A 19011-nucleotide genomic window follows, 5' to 3' on the forward strand; every position below is an offset into this window, starting at 1 on the left:
GCCCAACCACTGGAAACAGGGCCGGATCGCCTCCCGGGATCGGCCTTCGCCGACCCACAGCACCCGCCGGGTCTCGGCGTCGATGACCACGCTGGCGTAGCGGTGGCCCTTGAACAGGGCGAACTCGTCCATCACCAGATAGCGGACCCGGCTGAGGTCGGGCTCGGGCAGATCCCGGGTCAGCCGGGCCTTGTCCAGGCTCTTGAGGGTGTGCCAGTGCAGGCCCGTCAGATCGGCGATCTGCTTGATCGGCAGGAGGGTCAGCAGGACCTCGACGTGCTGGCGCAGCCGGTGGGTGAGACGAGATCGGGGCGCCAGCCAGGACAGGGCTTCCCGCCCGACACCGCAGGTGACGCACCGTACCCGGCGTATCGGCACCGACAACCAGACCCGGTACTCGAACAGGTCCCGGTCGCGGATGCGGCGTACGGTGGTGTCATGGATCAGGGAGCAGGGGCGCCGGCAGCGCGGGCAACGGGCGGGCACCTGAGGATCGGGAATCAGGTCAATCTGGCACTGGGAGTCGGGGAGCGGAACGAACCGGGTGGCGATAAAGCCTTCCCAGCCGGCCCCGGGGAACGTAGCATCGCCCATGGCGGCAGTGTCCTTGTGTGGTTATTTGGTCGCACAAACAACTTAACTCGGATCACTGTCCGCCCCTACCTATTTACGCCTTCTGACTCCTTCTGGTTCCTGAATCCCGACTTGGCCCGTGACGCCGAGGGTCACTGCTTAGCGGCTCAGGGCGCGACGCCCTTCCGGGACCCTTGAGAACAGGACGTTCGAAAGGGAGCCTACAGGGACGTACTTGCGGCGTTTGAAGTGGCCTAATGATCTTGGACACCAATGAAGGTGGTAGACTGCCACCCAATGATGAGGTGTCCATATTTTGAGCAGACGATCTTTTTCGGCAGAGTTTAAACATGAGGCCGCCAGCCTGGTGCTGGACCAGAACTACACGATCGGCCAAGCCTGTCAGGCGGTGGGCGTGGGCCCGACGGCGATGCGCCGCTGGGTGGGGCAGCTTCGAGCGGAACGAAGCGGCCACACTCCGGAGCGATCGGTGCCCTTGACCCCTGAACACCAGCGCATCCAGGATTTGGAGGCTCGATTGCAGAAGGTGGAAAGGGAGAAGGAGATATTAAAAAAGGCTACCGCTCTCTTAATGTCGGACTCCTGGGATCAGCCAAGCTGATTGACGAGTTGAGAGAGCGTTATGGTGTTGCCGAGCTGTGTGAGGTTTTGGGTGTATGCCGCAGCAGCTACTACTACCAGAGCCAGCGGCGTCAGAGGCCTGACACTGATCGAGTCCGACTCAGGAGCCGGGTGAAGCGGATTCACGCTGAGAGCCGGGGCGCGGCGGGTGCGAGGACAATATCCGCCACTTTGAGGGCGGAAGGGGAAAGGGTCGGACGCTATAAAGCGGCCCGGTTGATGAAGGAATGCAGGGTGGCGAGTCGCCAGCCCAGACACCGCTACAAGCAGACCGGAGGCGAAGCCGTGATCGCCCCGAATCACTTGAACAGAGCGTTCAGCGTGAAGCATCCCAACACGGTGTGGTGTGGAGATGTTACCTACATCTGGGCGGGGACCTGCTGGATCTACCTGGCGGTAGTGCTGGACCTGTACGCGCGTAGAGCGGTGGGCTGGGCGATGTCGGACTCTCCGGACTCGGAGCTGACGATGCGGGCTTTAGCGATGGCCTACGAAGCACGAGGTCGTCCCAAAGGGGTCATGTTCCACTCCGATCAGGGCTGCCAATACACCAGTGTCGCCTTCCAGCGACAGCTGTGGCGTTATCGGATGAAGCAAAGCATGAGCCGACGCGGCAACTGCTGGGATAACGCGCCCATGGAGCGGTTCTTCAGGAGCCTGAAATCCGAGTGGGTTCCCTCGCAAGGTTACCGCTCCCCTGGGCAGGCCTTCGCGGATGTCCTGACCTACGTGAATCAGTACTACAACCACGTCCGCCCCCACAGCACCAACCAGTATCAAACACCCGGGGCAAGGGAGACAGTGGTCGCGTGATACGAACCTAAGAAACTGTCCAAGATCACTTGACCACTTCAGTTCCCGGAAGGGCGTCGCGCCCTGAGTCGCGCTCCGGCTGGAGCGAGACTTCCCGCCAAAGCGCGATGAACCTTTCTTTTTGTGGCCCCGGGTGAGGGGACTGGCCGGGGTTTTACGGGCGCCGGGGGTCGCTTTTTTGCCATGAGACCGTTCCAACCGTGAGCTTGGCCCTGAGCGGGACTTCCTTCATTCGGTACTCGTCTCATCCTTGCTGGCCACATTGCTGTCATCCGCAATCAGGTTCATGACGAGCCGGGCCATCAGATCCTTGGCCTTCGGGTCGCTTTCGGCGATCAGCAGCGTCAGGGCGGTCAGGCCTTGCTCGTTCAGGGTCAGGCGCATGCCTTCCTGGCGCAGGTAGAGCAAGAACAGGAAGGCGCCGGAGCGCTTGTTGCCGTCCGAGAAGGGGTGGTTCTTGATCACGAAATACAACAGATGCGCGGCGCGTTCCTCGCGGGTGCCGTAGAGGGGCTCGCCGAACATGCTTTGTTCCAGGTTCCCGAGAATAGAGGCCAGGCCATCATCCCGGTCCCGGGCGAAAAGGTCGCTCGCTTCGCACCTGTCGCGCAGTTCGCCGGCCAGGGCATCCAGGGCACGGCGGGCTTCCTCCACGCCCAGCACACCGCGGGCCGGGCGGCCCCCGGGAGGCACGCCCAGCGCGCCTTCGTCGTAGTCCTGGAGCAAGCGCCAGGTGCGCGCATAGCCGAGGATCAGACCAACCACCTCCTGACCGATGTCGGAAACCAGCTCTTGTCGGGTCAGGGTCTGGCCGAGCAGTTCCACGGCCTGCTCCAGCTCGGCGAGGCCATGCCGGGCCAGACGGTGCTCGTTGAGGCTGTAGCCCTGGGTCAGGTGCCCACGGAGAACGCGGGTGGCCCATCGGCGGAAGCGCACGCCTAGCTGGGATTTGACCCGGTAGCCCACGGAAATGATGACATCGAGGTTGTAGTGATCAATCGCGCGCCGAACCTGCCGGTTGCCCTCCTGGCGAACTATCCGGAATTTCCGGATAGTTGCCTCACGGCCCAACTCATCCTCTTCGTACACATTGCCAACGTGCTCGCTGATGGTGCGCAGGTCCTTCCCGAACAGTTCCGCCATCTGCTTTTGAGAGAGCCAGACGGTCTCGCCTTCCAGGCGCACTTCCACCGGCCCGGTGTCCTCCTCGAAAATGACGATGTCACTCACACAACCTCCTTATCGTAATCCTCCGCACTGGCCATATTGACAGTACATTACACGAAGGTACACTTACTTGAGGAGCCTAGAAACTCCAACAGGCGGGCAAAGCCGCACCCCGGAAGCATTGCGGCTTTTTTGTGCCCGAAATCCGGGACGTAATGGCCGGGAGGTCCGGCGAATACAACACCTGCTTGCAGGAAATAGTCGGAGCAGTACCTGTTGCTGTTTCTAGCCTCCCGACCGCCCTATTTACGCAACCTAGAAATTGCACAACAGGAGCAAGACCATGAAACAGCGAAAACTGAAAGTCCGCAAAGGCCACCGGGACTACACCCTGAAAAGCAGGCCCTACAGCGGCAACCCGATCACCCCCTTTCTTCTTCTCAAAGGTACCTGGTTGGAACAGGCCGGGTTCACCATTGATACGCCGGTGTCCGTGACCGTCGAAGACGGCCGGCTTTCGATTGTTCGGGAGCGCCTTCGGTGAGCGGCTAGCCCCGGCTTTGCGCCGGGGCTTCTCGCGTCAAGGGGGGGGGTATGCAAAGGTAAGACCTAGCCCTTAGCCGAGTACTCCCAAGTCTTCCTCGGATGCTTGTACCTAGGCATTGCCCACATCCTCTCGTTAGGAGAAGGTGTCCACTAAAGCGGGGGAACTACATTTTTCCGAGTGCTTGTGATTGTTATTCATTACTTAACCATGCCTACTTGGTCAACATGGGGACCAAAATTGATTTGAGCTCCCCCATAATTTACCCCTTCATCACTTAAATCAATCCCACGGAACCATGGCGTTGTTACTGAATACGTATTTATAGTTGTGGATTTTCTAAATTCATCATGTTTACCATGCATAGGAAAGTCGTCATCATCCACAGAGAAGCCTTTTGCAAAAACATCTCCTATTTCCCAGTCTAGACCCCCTACGCTGTCAAAATAACCATTTGGATTAGATGAATAAATAGCATACCTGTAGTTCCCTGGGTCAAAAAGAAAAACTTCATAATAATTGAAGTGCTTTAAGTTCATTCCCAGCAATCCGGCCACCTTTCTTGGTTTCTTCTTGGTCTCATTGTAAGTACTTTTTCCCAAGAAAATAATATCTCCTAAATCCGTTTTTATTTCCGGGATATATGTTGACGATCTGGAAGTAATTGAATACATACCGACCTTGTTGTCCTCATCCGTTACCGCTTGAACAAAGTACAATTCATCAACATAAAAATATTCATTATAGGAAATCTTTTCCTCTAGCTCCTTTGGATTTTTTGATTCATCCATAAGAGATTCAATTGAATAGTATTTACGTGTGAGATTTCTTTTATTTTTTATTGCCGGAGGTCCCAAAATACCATCGAAATAGCCAATATCAACCTCAACATTAAGTGAATTCAACTTTTTATCTATCTCAGCATTGTGCCCAATAGTTGATTTATACATATCATGTATTTTTGCGCCGCCTTCTATAACAGTAATAAATGAAGATAAAACTACAACTATTAGTGAAAGCACCAAGATAACCGGATGTTTCTTCATCCATTCAATTGAACTCTCAATGCTCATCGTTGCTCCTTATTGCATAACGCCCAGCTCGGCGCGCGCGGGCGGGCGGCGTCCTCTGCAGCTATTCGTTAAATTCACATTCGCTCGTATCTATCAGTAGTATCCGCTTTGGGTAATAGCCCAACTCGTGATCGTAAAACTGACGAGGCATTTGCTCGAAACTCTGTAGGTGCCCCATTTCACTGATCCACCCCCAAGGGTTCTCGTAAACTTTGGCCTCTACCTCGAAGCGCTGAATCGCCGCTTTTCCGCTTCCAGATGAAGCAAAAGCTATATTTGGACACACAGCGAGACAGCGTAATGGGACAGTCTCAGGAAATGAGTGTATCTTATCGAAGGTGCGCCACCCTCTTTCTGAAATAGCTTTTTTTACATTTTTGAGTGGGGTAACTGTGCATCCCAGCTTGGAGTGATCCACAGGTAAAGGACAGTTCCAGTTTTTTGGCAAATCCGTAGAATCCAAATGATTGTAAAATGCGTACAGAGGAATAGCCTTATTGGTCTTGGCATAATCCTCAAGTATTTTGTGCTGAAACTCTGCTGACACCCCTTCACCAACCTTATGGTTAAGAGAAGCGTAACGACCTGTTTTTAGATCCAATTTTTTGGCTTGTACCGCATACCGAAGAAAACCAGTTGTTTTATTACCAATCCACCACTCCCAATCAGTCCCTTTGACACTCTCCTTATCTTTCGGGGTTTGGATTATCTTGATTGTTGATAGCCTTTGCGATGCCAGATAAAGCAAAAGGTTGTCTGTAAGAGTTTCCTCACCTTGAGATATGCCGAACCTCTTGGAATTTTCGAGACGCTGCCAGATATCGTCGCAGACAACATTTAAGTGATGCTTTAGCACTATCTCTCCTTGTGAATTTAACGCCAGCCATAAGCGGCGCCCTGAAAAGGGCGTCCGGTGGAGGGCCATCGGCCCGGAACAGACTTAATGGCATTGTTATATTAAAATCCTACTGACTGTTGCACGGTGGAAGGCATCCGTATGTGCAGACATATTCCCAAATTAGGCGCCGTTCCAGATACTTAATATAAGCCGAGGTGTAGACCTCTCCCATTTCTACAGGGCAGGCAGATACCCATAGCATAGATGCATCAGTATCGTGAGACATGGTTTCTCTGAACGTATTGCCTCCTGAATGTCCAGGCTTCACGCTGAATGCTGACGTGTTGAATTGTCTCATGCGATCCCCGAGAGTTTGACCGGTTGTTTCACCTATGTAGATAATGCTGTCGTTATTGACCCTAAAGTCCTTAGGCTCATTTTTGCTCCGAGCGATAAAGTAGACGCCTGGATGCTTTCTTCCATTGACCTCGGCTCTGGCCTCCCAATTCACCCATGGCGAAAAGCCAACTTCTCCAAACATTCAATTCTCCGCAGATCCTGTATAACGCCCGCGTAAAGCGCGCGAGGTACGAGCGTCGCATTTGACGCGTTTGTTAAATCTTTTAGTCAATGCTCCGCCCCAGAATTCTAGCAATTACACCAACAATAGCTTTTTCGGTACGCTGAGCATTAGCACCGAAAAAGTGGTTGCGGATGGCGAAAAATGCGCCCACTATCAGCGACGCATATCCGATCCAATCGGTGAGTCGAATAAGTCGGCCAAACCGCGCTTCCAGAACAGGATAGAACTGGCTGCCCTCTTGTGCCGCGAGTTGCCCTTCAAGATATCCGCCCAAGCCAATAGAAATGACTAAGTAGGCGATAAAGCCTACAAGCAAGGCGCCCCACCAGGGAAGGCGGGAGGCAACGCGAACGAGATCGGTAACCACCGAGCCGAGATTATTCCTTCTTCGATATCTGCGACCCATCATGGTCCTCTATTGAGATTTAACAGGAATTAGGACGCCAGCTCGAATATCCAATGAACGCGCCGGCGTCATATCCCTTTTCTTGATTCCCCATGATTTGAAATAAAACCAGAAAACTCAGCCGCTTACAAATTCCGCCGCACGCAGCATCCAGATATCTTGACCAACCATATTGCCCAGAACACAAAAAGGCCGCCGACGCTCCCGCGTCGGCGGCCTTCCAAGTAAGCCCTTACTACCAGGCTAAATCAGATCATTCCCACTCTATTGTAAACAAGACATTTTTATCTTTTATATTCAATGGCTTATTTTCCTGCTAATTGGTAATACCATGAAAAATACCATGCTCAGAAAAGGCTTAACAATATTTTGAAAAATTGCCTACTGAGCGCTGCCGCACAGCTCCATAGGCCGCTTTCCTGGCTTTGCTTCCAGATGTATGCTCTTCTGCTCCTGCAGCTAATGGATCACCGCAAACAGGTTACTCGCCTGGGGATTCCCTTTCGACCCGAGCATCCGTATGAGACTCATGCTCGATTAGCGGGCTTTAATACTACATCAAGTCTACAGGCGTGCCCAAAAACTGCTTTTACGCCCATGCGCTGACTGCAATTGTTGCACGAATGCGTGATGCTCCAGCAGAGGGTCGAACACCTTGATTCGCCCGGCCAGCGCTACGGTTCTGCGGCAGGCCGGTGCCGAAGATGCCGACATGCTCATTGCCGTCACCAACTCGGACGAAACCAACATGGTTGCCTGCCAGGTGGCCTTCTCGCTGTTCAAGACCCCCTCCAAGATCAGTCGCGTGCGGGCCAACGCCTACCTGGCCCGCAAGGAGCTGTTTGGCGAGAACGGCTTCCCGGTGGATGTCCTGATCAGCCCCGAACACCTGGTTACCCAGCACATCACCCGGCTGATCGAATATCCCGGTGCCCTGCAGGTGCTGGAATTCTCCAACGGCCTGGTGCGGCTGGTGGCCATCCGCGCCACCGAGGGTGGTCCGCTGGTGGGCCATGAGCTGTCCTATCTGCGCACCCACATGCCCCGCGTCGACACCCGGGTGGCGGCCATCTTCCGCAAGGATCGGCCCATCATTCCCCAGGGCGACACCGTCATCGAGGATGGTGACGAGGTCTTCTTCATTGCCGGCACCGACCACATCCGCTCGGTGATGAGCGAACTGCAGCCCCTGGAGAAACCCTACAAGCGCGTCTTCATCTGTGGTGGCGGCAACATCGGCCAGCGCCTGGCCCATACCCTGGAGAGTCGCTACCAGGTCAAGCTGCTGGAGCAGGACCGGGACCGCTGCGTGATGCTGTCGGAGAACCTGCGCAAGACCATCGTGCTGGAAGGCAACGCCGCCAACAAGGACATCCTGCTGGAAGAGAACATCGAAAGCACCGATGTATTCTGCGCGGTCACCAACGATGACGAGGCCAACATCATGGCCTCGCTGCTGGCCAAACGCCTTGGTGCCCGCAAGGTGCTCACCCTGATCAACAACCCGGATTACGTGGACCTGATCCAGGGTGGCGAAATCGACGTGGCCATCTCGCCTCAGCAAACCACCATTGGCAGCCTGCTGACCCACGTGCGCAAGGGCGACGTGGTCAATGTGCACGCCCTGCGAAGGGGCGCGGCGGAGGCGATCGAGGCCATCGCCCACGGCGATCATCGTTCCTCACGGGTTGTCGGCAAACGCCTGGACGAGATCAAGCTGCCCCAGGGCACAACCATTGGCGCCATCGTGCGCCACAACGAGGTACTGATCGCCCACGATCACCTGCGGGTGCAGCCGGACGACCACGTGGTGCTGTTCCTGGTGGACAAGACCCGCATCCGCGAGGTGGAAAAGCTGTTCCAGGTGGGGCTGACCTTCTTCTGATGACACATCCACCGCAACCGAAGGGACTGTAGAATGCGCCTGCCGGTGATTGCCAAGGTACTCGGCCTGCTGATGATGCTGTTCAGCCTCACCATGCTGCCGCCCCTGGGCATTTCCCTGCTCTACGACGACGGCCAGTGGCAGCGCTTTGCCAATGGCCTGATGATGGTCATGTTCGGTGGCCTGGTGGTGTGGCTCCCCTTCCGGCGGGTGGCCGGTGACCTGCGGGTGCGGGACGGCTTCCTGATCACCACCCTGTTCTGGGTGGTACTGAGCGTGGCCGGCTCTATTCCCTTTTACCTCAGCAACAACGCCCCCTACACCTATATCGACTCGTTGTTCGAAGCCGTCTCCGGGCTCACCACCACCGGGGCCACCGTCATTACCGGCATCGACTCACTGCCGGAGTCCATGCTCTGGTATCGCCAGCAGCTGCAATGGCTGGGCGGCATGGGGATCATCGTGCTGGCGGTCGCCATCCTGCCCATGCTGGGTATCGGGGGTATGCAGCTGTACCGGGCCGAAGTGCCGGGGCCGGTCAAGGACAACAAGCTCACCCCCCGCATCGGGGAAACCGCCAAGGCCCTGTGGTACATCTACGTGGCGCTCACCGCACTATGCGCCTTTGCCTACTGGGCCGCCGGCATGACCTGGTTCGATGCCATCGGCCACAGCTTCTCCACCGTCGCCATCGGCGGGTTCTCCACCCACGACGCCAGCATCGGGTATTTTGACAGTGCGCTGATCGAAATGATTGCGGTGGTTTTCATGATCATCTCGGGGGCCAATTTCGCACTGCACTTCATGGCCTTTCGCCAACGCAGTCTCAGGGCCTACTGGCAGGATTCGGAGTTCCGTTTCTACTTCAGCATCCTTGCAGTGGTAAGCGTGGTCACCGTACTGGTACTCATTTACACCGCTACCCTGGGGCCCACCAAGGCGATATCGAAGGGCATCTTCGAAGTGGTGTCCATCGCCACCACCACCGGTTTCGGCGCCGCCTGCCCCCCCAATCTGACATCGACGCACTGCTAGACATCGTCGGTTGGGACAAGCTGCACTGGCAATCGCCGATTCTGCGTCTAAAGCCGGGTATGGAGATCGATTTTGGCGGTATCGGCAAGGAGTACGCGGTGGACCGGGCCGCCGCACTGGTGCGGGATATCACTGACACACCGGTGCTGATTAACTTTGGCGGCGATTTGTTTGCCACCGCGCCCCCTGCCGGCCAGCCCCATTGGCTAGTGGGCGTGGAAAGTATCGGTGGACTGCAGTCGGCCATGATTCAGTTGCAGCGCGGCGCCCTGGCAACCAGTGGCGACGCCCGCCGCTTCCTGCTGAAAAACGGCAAGCGCTACCCCCATGTCCTCAACCCCCGCACCGGTTGGCCGGTGTTGGACGCCCCGCGCTCAGTGACGGTGGCGGCCAACACCTGCGTGGAGGCTGGACTGCTGGCCACCCTGGCTATGCTCCATGGCCGGGAGGCGGAGGACTTTCTCGCCGCCCAGCAGGTGTTGCACTGGATTCAGCGCTGAGCAGCCGTCGCACTCAGGGGCACTACAAATGCCCGCTGCCATTGACGTCCTGGTGCCAGTAAAAAGTATCACTGCCCACCTGCTCTCTGAGACCAGCAAGCACCGCCTCCAGCTTGTCGCTGGGCAGAATCAGCTCAAATTGCACCCGCTTCTGGCGTCCGGTCACCTGCTCGGCAATGGACAGCTGGCGGTTTTCGCCGTGACCGTGAACCGGGTAGGAGGTGAAACCGCCGACCGCCTCCAAACTGAGCAGGTAGTCGACCAAGTCATCCTCCAAGCTCGGAGGAATGGTCAGTATCAAACGTTGCTGACTGGACATTAGGCTTGCTCCTCAGCGAGATGGGTTTGGCGAATCAGCGGGCGGTGGAAGCGGCGATAAATAATCGGCAGCAAAAACAAGGTCAGCAGGGTCGAGCTGATCAGTCCCCCGATCACCACGATCGCCAGGGGCTTTTGAATTTCCGACCCCGGACCGCTGGCCAGAAGCAGCGGCACCAAACCCAGCGCACAGGTGGTAGCCGTCATCATTACCGGCCGCAAACGACGCACGGCGCCTTCGGTCACCACGGTGTGGATGTCCAGGCCCTTGGCCCGGAGTTGATTAAAATAGGACATCATCACCACCCCATTCATCACCGCAATGCCCAACAAGGCAATAAAGCCCACCGACGCCGGCACCGACATAAACTCGCCGGTCAGCCACAGCGCCACCACACCGCCGGTCAGGGCAAAGGGGATATTGGACAGAATAATCAGCGTCTGCTTCAGGGAGCCGAAGGTGATAAACAGCAGCAGGGCAATCAACCCCAGGGCCACCGGCACAACCAGACCCAGACGGGCGGCGGCGCGCTGCTGGTTCTCAAACTGCCCGCCCCAGGCCAGCGAATAGCCCTCGGGCATATCGAGCTGCGCGGCGATGGCTTGCTTAGCTTCGTCGACAAAACCCACCAGGTCGCGGCCCGCCACATTGCTGCGCACCACGGCAAAGCGCCGCCCCGACTCCCGGGATACCCCCACCGGGCCGTCGATGCGCTCAATACTGGCCAGCTCGGACAGCGGCACCACCCGGCCATCGTCCAGGGTCATCAGGCTGTTCTGCAATTGCACCACGCCGTCACCGGCGGGTTTGTCGTAGCGCAGTACCAGCGGCACCCGGGCGCTCTGCTCAATGATGTTGCCCAGCGGCAGCCCCTCGATTTCAGCCCGCAGACGGTGTTGCAGGGTATCGGCATTCAAGCCCAGTGCCCCGGCTTTCAGCCGGTCGACATTGACCTGTAAATACTGGGCGCCCTCATTGAGGGTGGCCGTGGTATCCACCGCGCCGTCGACATTGCCGACAATATGGCTAATGCGCTGGGCCAGGTCATTGAGGGTACTGAGGTCGGGACCAAAGACCTTAATGGCGATATCGCCCCGGGAGCCGGTCAGCATTTCCGACACCCGCATATCAATCGGCTGAGTAAAGCCGTAATTGAGCCCCGGGAATTGTTCCAACACCGCCCGCATCTTGTCCTGCAGGGCGGCCTTATCGGCGACCTGCCATTGATCCTGGGGTTTCAGTTGCAGGAACACATCGGTCTCATTCAGGCCCATGGGGTCCATACCGATTTCGTCGGAGCCGCTGCGGGACACAATGCGCTCGATTTCCTCGACGTTGTCCAGCAGGGCTTTTTCCACGCTTTGTACCATGCGGATGCCACTGCTGAGGTTCACCGAGGGAATCGACTCCAACTGCACAATCAAGTCGCCCTCATCCATGGTGGGCATAAACGTTTTACCCACAAAGGGAAACAGCACCGCCATCAATACCAGCAGACCGCCGGCAAAGGTCACCACCACAGCGGGGCGCTGCAGGGCCTTGGCCAACAGGGGCTGATACAGGCTAATCAATTTACGGCTCAACCAGGGCTCTTCGTCCTGGCCGCTTTTCAACAACAAAGACGCGATAACCGGGATCACGGTCAGCGACATTATCAGTGCACCGAACAGGGCGAACACAATCGTCAGCGCCACCGGTACAAACAATTTGCCCTCCAGCCCCTGCAAGGTCATCAGCGGCAGAAACACAATCACGATTATAATTACCCCGGAGGTCACCGGCACCGCCACATCCTTGACCGCCCGAAACAGAATATGTAGCAGCGGCAAGCGGCGGGCGCCCTGCTGGGAGGGGCCGTCGTGACGGGCCAGCAGCGACACCATGTTCTCCACCACCACGATGGCGGAATCCACCAGCATGCCGATGGCGATAACCAGCCCGCCGAGGCTCATCAGGTTGGCGCTCATACCCAGGCGGTCCATCATAAAAAAGGTGAACAAGGCCGACAGCGGCAGAATACTGGCCACCGTCAACGCCGCGCGCACATTGCCCAGAAACAGCCCCAGCACCACCAGCACCAGCAGCACCGCTTCCAGTAGGGCTTCGCCCACCGTACCCACCGCCAGCTCAATCAGCTGGCTGCGGTCGTAAAATACATTGAGGGTGGTGCCCTCCGGCAAGGCGGGCTGAATTTCGGCGATTTTATCCTTCACCCCCTGCACCACATGCCGGGCGTTAGCGCCGCGCAAACCAATGACCAGGCCCTGCACCGCCTCTCCTTTGCCGTCCACGGTTACCGAGCCGTAGCGCTCCAAAGCGCCGAGGCGAATATCCGCCAACTGCCGCAACGCAAAGGTCTCGCCATCGGCATTGCTGACCCGGAGGTCGGCAATCTCTTCCAGCGAATTCAGCGCCCCGGCAACCCGCACCAGGATGGCTTCCTCGCCCTGGTCCAGGCGGCCCGCGCCATCGTTGCGGTTATTGCGCTCCAGGGCTTCAATCAGTTGCTGGGTGCTGACCTTGAGCGTGGCCATATCGCCCCGGCGGGGCGCCACTTCATAGGTTTTGACAAAGCCCCCCAGCGAGTTGACATCGGCCACGCCGTCCACCGTTCGCAGCGCCGGGCGAATAGTCCAGTCCAACAGGTAACGCCGTTCACTGAGTGACATCTGCTCGTTGTCCACGGTGAACATAAACATATCACCCAGCGGCGTGCTCATCGGCGCCAGACCGCCGCTAATGCCAGCGGGTAGCTGGTCCCAGATATTGTTCATGCGTTCGGCAACTTGTTGCCGGGCCCAGTAAATATCTGTGCCTTCCTCAAAATCCAGCGTAATCGCCGACAGCGCGTATTTGGAAATAGAGCGCAGCATCGACTGCCGGGAGATACCCAACAGCTCCACCTCAATGGGCTGGGTGATCAGGCTCTCCACTTCTTCCGGGGTCATACCCGGCGATTTGATGATAATTTTCACCTGGGTGGGTGAGATATCCGGAAAGGCGTCGATGGCGATATTCATCGCCGCGCGACCGCCCAGGCCGATCAACAACAGCGTTAACAGGCCGATCAGCAGGCGCTGGCTGAGGGAGAATTGAATCAGTCGCGACAACATTATTCACCGCCTCCCAGGCCCAGCAACATGCCTTTCAACTGGGCAGTGCCCTGCACCGCCACTTGCTCACCGGATTGCAAACCCGCGGTGGCCAGGTAGTCCTCGCCCAGTGGCACCAGCGACGGGCGACGCACTTCAAAGCCACCGTCGGCCCGCACATAGACTGAGGCCTCGGCGCCACTGCGGGTAACCGCACTGGCCGGCACCTTCACCCCCGGCGCGGTGCTGGACACAATAAGACTGACCCGTTGACCGGGCAGCAGCGCCACCGGCTGCTGAAAGCGCGCCAGGATTTCCACCCGCTGGGTGTGGGTACTGAGCTGGCGATTTTTGCTGACCAAGGTCAGCGTGGCCCGAGCCTGTTTGTCGCGCAGTTCGGCAATCTGCAATTCCTGCCCCAGGGCCAAACCGTCAGCCAGCGCGGCACTGATAGAGGCGCGCAGCCACAAACCATCGGCGCCGGTCACGGATGCCAGGGGCTGATTGGCGGCCACCGCATCGCCGACGCGAAGATATTCCCGGCTGAGCTCCCCCGCGCGGGTCGCTTTGAGGGGGTAGTCCCCCGGCGCTAATTTGCCGTCCCGCAGTTGTTGCAGGGCCTGCTCGTCAAAGCCCGCCTGCTGCAACTGCCCCCGCCAGGCATCGCGATTGAAGGCCGCCTGCTGAGCGGCGCGCTCGGTTTGTGCCAGCCGCTGTTGGGAGATAATACCGTCGGCAAACAGCTGCCGATCTTTGGCCAACAGGGCCCGCTGGTTGGCCTGGGCAAATACCGCCGCCAACCACTGCTCCTGTACACGAGCCAGCGCCGGACTGTTGACGGTGGCGACCAGATCACCGGCCTCGACGGTGGCACCGCCGGGCTGGTGCCAGCCCACCAGTACGCCGTCGTAGCGGGCCACCAATTGCGAGGGCGACTCCGGCGAGGGAATGATCACTGCGGGTACGTGAATACCCACACCGCTGTCCGCGGCAACCAAAGGCTGACTGACGATACCCAAACGCGCCTGGTCCTCACTGGACAGCGCAATGGTTTCGGCGGCGGCCGAGAGCGGTTGCACCAGACTGGCAGAGAGCATCACGGTGAGAGCAGCCAGGGCCCGCTGGGGGCGCGAGATAAAAAAGGTCATAGGGGTTCTCCAACAGTCTGTCTCAGGGAGGAAATCAATTGGTGACGGCGCAGGGTGAGCAACTGCCACTGCACTTGGCTTTGCCGGTAGTGCTGCAGCGCCAGAATAGTGGGGCGAATATCGGACTCGCCGATGGCAAAGGCCTTCTCTGCCATCTGCCACTGTTGTCGGGCAAGATCCCGGGCCCGGGTGGCAAAATCCAGGGATTCCTCCAGCACATCCAACTGATGCTCCACCTCGTGCAGTTGCTGCTGTAATTGCAGGCGGGCACGTTTGATCTGCACGTCGATATCCGCCAGTGCCACAGCCGCCTCAGAGCTGGACGCATCGCTGTGAGCACTACCGCCAAACGGGATCGACACACTGACGCCAAAACTCTCCAGCTCGGGTTCACTGTCACTGCCCCGCTCCCGTCGCACGCCCAGCGACACGGTGCTGTTGCCCGCCGCCTGGTGGCGCTGCTGGGTCAATTTTTCGGCCTGCTGCTGACGGCGGGTCAGCAGCAGGCGAAGTTGCGGGTGCTGTTGATCTATCTGTCGCCGCTGGGGCGGGGCCTCCGAGAAAGTCTCGGGACGCTGCTGCAAACCGGTCAGGGTCACGTACTGGCGCTCGGCGTCGACCAGCTCCGCCTCCTGCTCCAACAACTGTTGGCGGGCGGTTAACAACAGGGCCTCGCTCTGCATCACCGCCGCCCGGGGAATGGCGCCGGCTTTGAATCGCTTTTGGCTGACGGCCAACAAGCGCTGGGCATCGCTTACCGCGTCCACGGCATGCTGGCGCCGCGCGGCGCTGGCGCTGAGTTGATGGAGCGCGTCCCGCAGCCGCCCCGACACCAACAACTGTTGGTAGGCCTGCCAATCCTGGCTGCCGCTGTTAAAGCTGTCGGCCAGGGCCTGGGCATTACCGCGCTCGCCCCAACGCCACAGGTCCACCTCTACGCCCAATTCAGTTTCCTGCATGCCGGTATTGTCACCAGCCTGATCATCCCAGTAGCTGAGGTTGAGGCGCGGTCGATTGGCGATCAGGCGGCGACTGACCCGTTGCTGGGCTTCGGCCTGCTGCCGATAGGCACTGCCCAGATCCTGTTCCGGTGCCAATTGCAATGCCGCCTGAAAAACCCGATCGATGGACAGGCTCGCATCAACACCCAGATGAGGGTGCTCGCTGTGGGGGTGAGCCACGGTTTCCCGGGCTTCAACATCGGCAGAGTGGGCCGGGCTGGCCACCACAGCGGCCACTATCAAGTACAGTCCGGCAGACGCTAGTAAGGCTTTCACATTGATGTCCGCAGTCAGTGAATGTGCGGCACAGGGTAAAGAGGCGCTTGTCAAAAATATGTCGACAACGTGACGGCGGGGGCAAAATGCGCTTTTGACATCCTTTTGGCGTTTGTCATGCTAGATTCGCCAATACAAGAAACCACCGAGCGATCGCCGATGAATCTATTGATCGTGGAAGACAATCGCGACATCGCGGAAAACATTGCCGACTATCTGGAGCCCAAGGGCCACCAGCTGGACTTTGCCATCGACGGACAACAGGGCCTGGAGCTGGCCCGCAGCACCGAGTTTGACGCCATTGTGCTGGATTTAATGCTGCCCAGAATGAGTGGGATCGAACTGTGCAAACAGCTGCGCGCTGGCCACAACCACACCCCGGTCATTATGCTCACCGCCCGGGATCAACTCGACGACAAACTGCTGGGCTTTGAGGTGGGCGCTGACGACTACCTGGTCAAACCCTTTTCGGTAAAAGAATTGGAAGCGCGCCTGCTGGCACTATTAAAACGTCAGCAAAACGAGGCGCCGGCACTGCACGTGGCCGACCTCAGTTTCGACACCCAAACCTTGGAGGTGCGGCGGGGCAATCAGGCCCTGGAGCTCAACCCCATCCAGCGCAAGCTGCTGCACTACCTGATGGAAAACAGCCCCAAGGTGGTAAAACGAGCGCAGCTGGAACAGCTTATCTGGGGGATAACCCGCCGGACAAAGACATACTCAGGACTCACATTTACAGTTTGCGCAACACCATCGACAAAGCCTTTGATAAACCCTTGCTGCATACCGTACACGGTGTCGGCTACCGCTTGGCAGACACCGCAGGCAAATCATGAAAGTCAAAACCCTGAGATATCGGCTTATCCTGGTCACCGCGGTAATTGTCACGGTGACCAGCACACTGTTCGCCGGCGGTTTGCTGTTGATCAAGCAGCAACTGGAAGAGGCCACCTTCGGCAAGATCGTCAGTCGGCATATCGACATCCTGTTGGCCGATCCCGCCAATGCCGACTCCCTGGACAACCCACTGCTCAATGAATGGCAGTACTATCGCGGCGATGACGTCCAGCGCTTGCCGGCGGACATTCAAGCCCTGCCACCCGGCGCCTACCACAGCATCAAGCTGGACAAGCGGCACTACCACCTGCAAATCGTTAGCGACGCCGGCGACAAAGTGTACCTGCTCTACGACATCTCGGACTGGGAGGAGCAGGAGCATACACTGCTCGCCATTCTCCTTGCCGGGATGCTAGTGGTGCTGATCGTGGCCCTTTACCTGGCCAGTAAAGCGGCGGACAGTGTGCTGGAGCCGGTGCGCCGACTTACCCAGCGTCTGACAGGGCTATCGCCCAAACAGCGCGGCGTTAGAATCGAAGCGGAGTTTGGCGACAGCGATATCAGCCAGATTGCCGCCGCCGTGGACAGCTACCTGGAGCGCATCGACCACTTTGTGGACCGGGAGCGCTCCTTCACCGCGGCCGCCAGTCACGAGCTGCGCACCCCCTTGTCGGTAATGATCGGCGCCGTGGATATTATCGAGGCCGACTGTCCCCAGCCCGCCACCCAGCGCGCGGTGACCCGCATCCGCCGGGCCTGCAGCGAGATGCTGGCCTTTATCGAGGCGGCGCTGTTTTTGTCCCGGGAAGAGGACCGCACCATCTACGAGGGCGGCCCCTGCACGGTTAGCAACGTCGCAGAGCAGCTCGTCGCCGATTTAAAGGGGGATATCGACGCCGCCGGCATTGAGCTCAGCACCCACGTGGACACCGCGCTCACTGTGCAGGCGCCGGAGAGCCTGGTCAAAATCATGCTCTCTAACTTGCTGCGCAACGCCATTGAGCACAGCCATCATGGCCGCATTGACATAAACAGCGATGGCCACAGCCTGGAAATTGGCGACACCGGTTCCGGCATTGCCGAGGCAGACCTGCCGCGGATATTTGACCGCAGCTACACCACCAAACCCGGCGGCACAGGCTTGGGCTTAAATCTGGTAAAGCGCATATGCGATCGCTATGGCTGGACTATCGACATCACCAGCAAAGCTGGCGCGGGCACCACAGTGAAATTGACCTTCTAGTGTCCCGTCCCGCAATAAACTAATCTAAGTATTAGCGGTCAATAAAGGTATCATCTTTACGGAGGGTACTCATGCGAACTGGGCGACCGAAGCTCCACCAAGTCACACTTAACGAGTCACAGCGCGAACAACTTGAAGCGTTTTTGCGTTCGCGCAGTTTGCCCCATGGCCTGAGTCGTCGTGCGGCTATCGTTCTTCATGCTGCAGAAGGCATGCCCAATACGATGATAGCTGAACGTTTGGGGATGACCGAGACCACCGTTAGGAAGTGGTGCAAGCGTTTCATCGATGAAGGGATAGATGGGCTGTACGACTTGCCGGGTGCTGGGCGGCCAAGGACCTATGGCGACGACGAAGTCGCCCGATTGATGCAGCAAGCCCTTGAAACAAGACCTCAGGACGGTACCCATTGGAGCGTGCGCAGTTTTGCCGATGCCAACGGCTTGTCGAAGTCCACCGTTCAGCGCTATTTCAAGCTTTTTGGTATCCAGCCGCACCGCAGCAAGTCCTTCAAACTCTCGACCGACCCGTTCTTTGTTGAGAAGGTACGTGACATTGTTGGCCTATACCTGAATCCGCCAGAGCAGGCCTTGGTTTTGTGCGTCGACGAGAAGAGCCAAGTCCAAGCGTTGGAACGCAGTCAGCCTGTGCTACCAATGGGCTTGGGCTACGTAGAAGGCGTGACACACGACTATTTCCGCCATGGCACCACGACACTCTTTGCGGCGCTGGACGTCGCCAACGGGACGGTGCTGGGTCAATGCAAAGCCCGGCACCGACACCAGGAGTTCTTGTCTTTTCTTCGCCATATTGAAAAGAACGTACCAGAAGACTTGGATATCCACTTGATCATGGACAACTATGCGACGCATAAGCATCCAAAGGTACGTGCTTGGTTTGCCCAGCGTCCACGATTCCATGTTCATTTCACACCGACGCATGCGTCATGGTGGTGTATAGGAAGAATAAACGCCCTTTTTACCCAAGTCCAGCAGCTCTGACCACGGCTCTGACTGCGAATGACTAGCCCGGCAAC

At 57.9% G+C, this 19011-nt stretch carries 16 protein-coding genes and 2 pseudogenes; 8 read left to right on the plus strand and 10 right to left on the minus strand.

Going from position 1 to position 19011, the window contains the following annotated elements:
* A partial coding sequence (locus tag HMJ39_RS18950) for a helix-turn-helix domain-containing protein (RefSeq protein ID WP_228462364.1) occupies positions 1-594 on the minus strand: 594 nt, incomplete at its 3' end.
* Between the two features lie 295 nt (positions 595-889).
* Between HMJ39_RS18950 and HMJ39_RS13565 the strand changes: the two genes are divergently transcribed.
* Positions 890-2028, plus strand: a protein-coding gene (locus tag HMJ39_RS13565) for an IS3 family transposase (protein WP_194297731.1) whose coding sequence is annotated in 2 segments (ribosomal slippage) — positions 890-1142 and positions 1142-2028 — 1140 coding nt in all. Because the reading frame shifts where the segments join, the coding sequence is not laid out codon by codon here.
* A 228-nt stretch (positions 2029-2256) separates the two neighbouring features.
* Here HMJ39_RS13565 and rhuM read toward each other — a convergent pair.
* The gene (gene rhuM, locus HMJ39_RS13570) at positions 2257-3258 is read right to left on the minus strand and encodes a RhuM family protein (protein WP_194297732.1); all 1002 of its coding nucleotides are present in this window, start codon (positions 3256-3258) and stop codon (positions 2257-2259) included.
* Positions 3259-3538: 280 nt separating this feature from the next.
* Here rhuM and HMJ39_RS13575 point away from each other — a divergent pair, with 280 nt between their 5' ends.
* Positions 3539-3739, plus strand: a complete 201-nt coding sequence (locus HMJ39_RS13575) for a SymE family type I addiction module toxin (RefSeq protein ID WP_194297733.1) — start codon at positions 3539-3541, stop codon at positions 3737-3739.
* Positions 3740-3939: 200 nt separating this feature from the next.
* Here HMJ39_RS13575 and HMJ39_RS13580 read toward each other — a convergent pair whose 3' ends face one another.
* From HMJ39_RS13580 to HMJ39_RS19220, 4 genes are all read right to left on the minus strand, one after another.
* A complete protein-coding gene (locus tag HMJ39_RS13580) occupies positions 3940-4812 on the minus strand; it encodes an ETEC_3214 domain-containing protein (protein ID WP_194297734.1) in 873 nt (290 codons plus the stop codon).
* 61 nt (positions 4813-4873) lie between these two features.
* On the minus strand, positions 4874-5668 hold the full coding sequence (locus tag HMJ39_RS18955) for a DUF6615 family protein (protein WP_228462365.1): 795 nt from the start codon (positions 5666-5668) through the stop codon (positions 4874-4876).
* Between the two features lie 605 nt (positions 5669-6273).
* Positions 6274-6600, minus strand: coding sequence for a hypothetical protein (locus HMJ39_RS13590; RefSeq protein ID WP_228462366.1), 327 nt, complete (start codon positions 6598-6600; stop codon positions 6274-6276).
* Positions 6601-7203: 603 nt separating this feature from the next.
* Positions 7204-7389 (minus strand): DUF6880 family protein, encoded by a 186-nt coding sequence (locus HMJ39_RS19220; protein ID WP_369751981.1) that lies wholly within the window; start codon positions 7387-7389, stop codon positions 7204-7206.
* Between HMJ39_RS19220 and trkA the strand changes: the two are divergent.
* The 3 genes and pseudogenes from trkA to HMJ39_RS13605 all read left to right on the plus strand — a co-directional run.
* Positions 7319-8524: pseudogene (gene trkA / locus HMJ39_RS13595) on the plus strand (Trk system potassium transporter TrkA); the annotation flags it as partial. The gene HMJ39_RS19220 and the pseudogene trkA sit on opposite strands and share 71 nt — an antisense overlap.
* A 45-nt stretch (positions 8525-8569) precedes the next feature.
* On the plus strand, positions 8570-9559 hold the full coding sequence (locus tag HMJ39_RS13600; RefSeq protein ID WP_323370905.1) for a potassium transporter TrkG: 990 nt from the start codon (positions 8570-8572) through the stop codon (positions 9557-9559).
* A gap of 2 nt (positions 9560-9561) precedes the next feature.
* The gene (locus HMJ39_RS13605) at positions 9562-10059 is read left to right on the plus strand and encodes an FAD:protein FMN transferase (RefSeq protein WP_231483520.1); all 498 of its coding nucleotides are present in this window, start codon (positions 9562-9564) and stop codon (positions 10057-10059) included.
* Positions 10060-10081: 22 nt separating this feature from the next.
* Here HMJ39_RS13605 and HMJ39_RS13610 read toward each other — a convergent pair whose 3' ends face one another.
* From HMJ39_RS13610 to HMJ39_RS19180, 4 genes are read right to left on the minus strand one after another with little or no spacing between them, the layout of a single operon-like run.
* Positions 10082-10378 (minus strand): DUF3240 family protein, encoded by a 297-nt coding sequence (locus HMJ39_RS13610; protein ID WP_035461303.1) that lies wholly within the window; start codon positions 10376-10378, stop codon positions 10082-10084.
* Positions 10378-13491, minus strand: a complete 3114-nt coding sequence (locus HMJ39_RS13615) for an efflux RND transporter permease subunit (protein WP_035461305.1) — start codon at positions 13489-13491, stop codon at positions 10378-10380. Before HMJ39_RS13615 ends, HMJ39_RS13610 begins: the two co-directional genes overlap by 1 nt.
* Positions 13491-14618, minus strand: coding sequence for an efflux RND transporter periplasmic adaptor subunit (locus HMJ39_RS13620; protein WP_035461307.1), 1128 nt, complete (start codon positions 14616-14618; stop codon positions 13491-13493). Before HMJ39_RS13620 ends, HMJ39_RS13615 begins: the two co-directional genes overlap by 1 nt.
* Positions 14615-15856: a TolC family protein gene (locus HMJ39_RS19180; protein ID WP_194297736.1), complete on the minus strand. Its 1242-nt coding sequence runs from the start codon at positions 15854-15856 to the stop codon at positions 14615-14617. The genes HMJ39_RS13620 and HMJ39_RS19180 overlap by 4 nt, the downstream gene beginning before the upstream one ends.
* Positions 15857-16054: 198 nt before the next feature.
* On the opposite strand from HMJ39_RS19180, the gene HMJ39_RS13630 reads away from it, so the two are divergent.
* From HMJ39_RS13630 to HMJ39_RS13640, 3 genes and pseudogenes are all read left to right on the plus strand, one after another.
* On the plus strand, positions 16055-16933 hold the full coding sequence (locus tag HMJ39_RS13630) for a response regulator transcription factor (RefSeq protein WP_456061966.1): 879 nt from the start codon (positions 16055-16057) through the stop codon (positions 16931-16933).
* Between the two features lie 208 nt (positions 16934-17141).
* Complete coding sequence (locus HMJ39_RS13635; protein ID WP_228462371.1) at positions 17142-17975, plus strand: sensor histidine kinase; 834 nt, start codon at positions 17142-17144, stop codon at positions 17973-17975.
* Positions 17976-18046: 71 nt separating this feature from the next.
* Positions 18047-18925, plus strand: a pseudogene (locus tag HMJ39_RS13640) (IS630 family transposase); the annotation flags it as partial.
* Positions 18926-19011: the final 86 nt, after the last annotated feature.

This window comes from Alloalcanivorax profundimaris (assembly GCF_015265435.1).
Taxonomy (GTDB): domain Bacteria; phylum Pseudomonadota; class Gammaproteobacteria; order Pseudomonadales; family Alcanivoracaceae; genus Alloalcanivorax; species Alloalcanivorax profundimaris.

Excerpts from the sequence above, each read along its gene's own strand:
- HMJ39_RS13575 (WP_194297733.1), top strand. The coding sequence starts at position 3,539 with ATGAAACAGCGAAAACTGAAAGTCCGCAAAGGCCACCGGGACTACACC.
- HMJ39_RS13580 (WP_194297734.1), bottom strand. The coding sequence starts at position 4,812 with ATGAGCATTGAGAGTTCAATTGAATGGATGAAGAAACATCCGGTTATC.
- HMJ39_RS19220 (WP_369751981.1), bottom strand. The coding sequence starts at position 7,389 with ATGTTGGTTTCGTCCGAGTTGGTGACGGCAATGAGCATGTCGGCATCT.
- HMJ39_RS13610 (WP_035461303.1), bottom strand. The coding sequence starts at position 10,378 with ATGTCCAGTCAGCAACGTTTGATACTGACCATTCCTCCGAGCTTGGAG.
- HMJ39_RS13615 (WP_035461305.1), bottom strand. The coding sequence starts at position 13,491 with ATGTTGTCGCGACTGATTCAATTCTCCCTCAGCCAGCGCCTGCTGATC.
- HMJ39_RS13620 (WP_035461307.1), bottom strand. The coding sequence starts at position 14,618 with ATGACCTTTTTTATCTCGCGCCCCCAGCGGGCCCTGGCTGCTCTCACC.
- HMJ39_RS13630 (WP_456061966.1), top strand. The coding sequence starts at position 16,055 with ATGAATCTATTGATCGTGGAAGACAATCGCGACATCGCGGAAAACATT.
- HMJ39_RS13635 (WP_228462371.1), top strand. The coding sequence starts at position 17,142 with ATGCTAGTGGTGCTGATCGTGGCCCTTTACCTGGCCAGTAAAGCGGCG.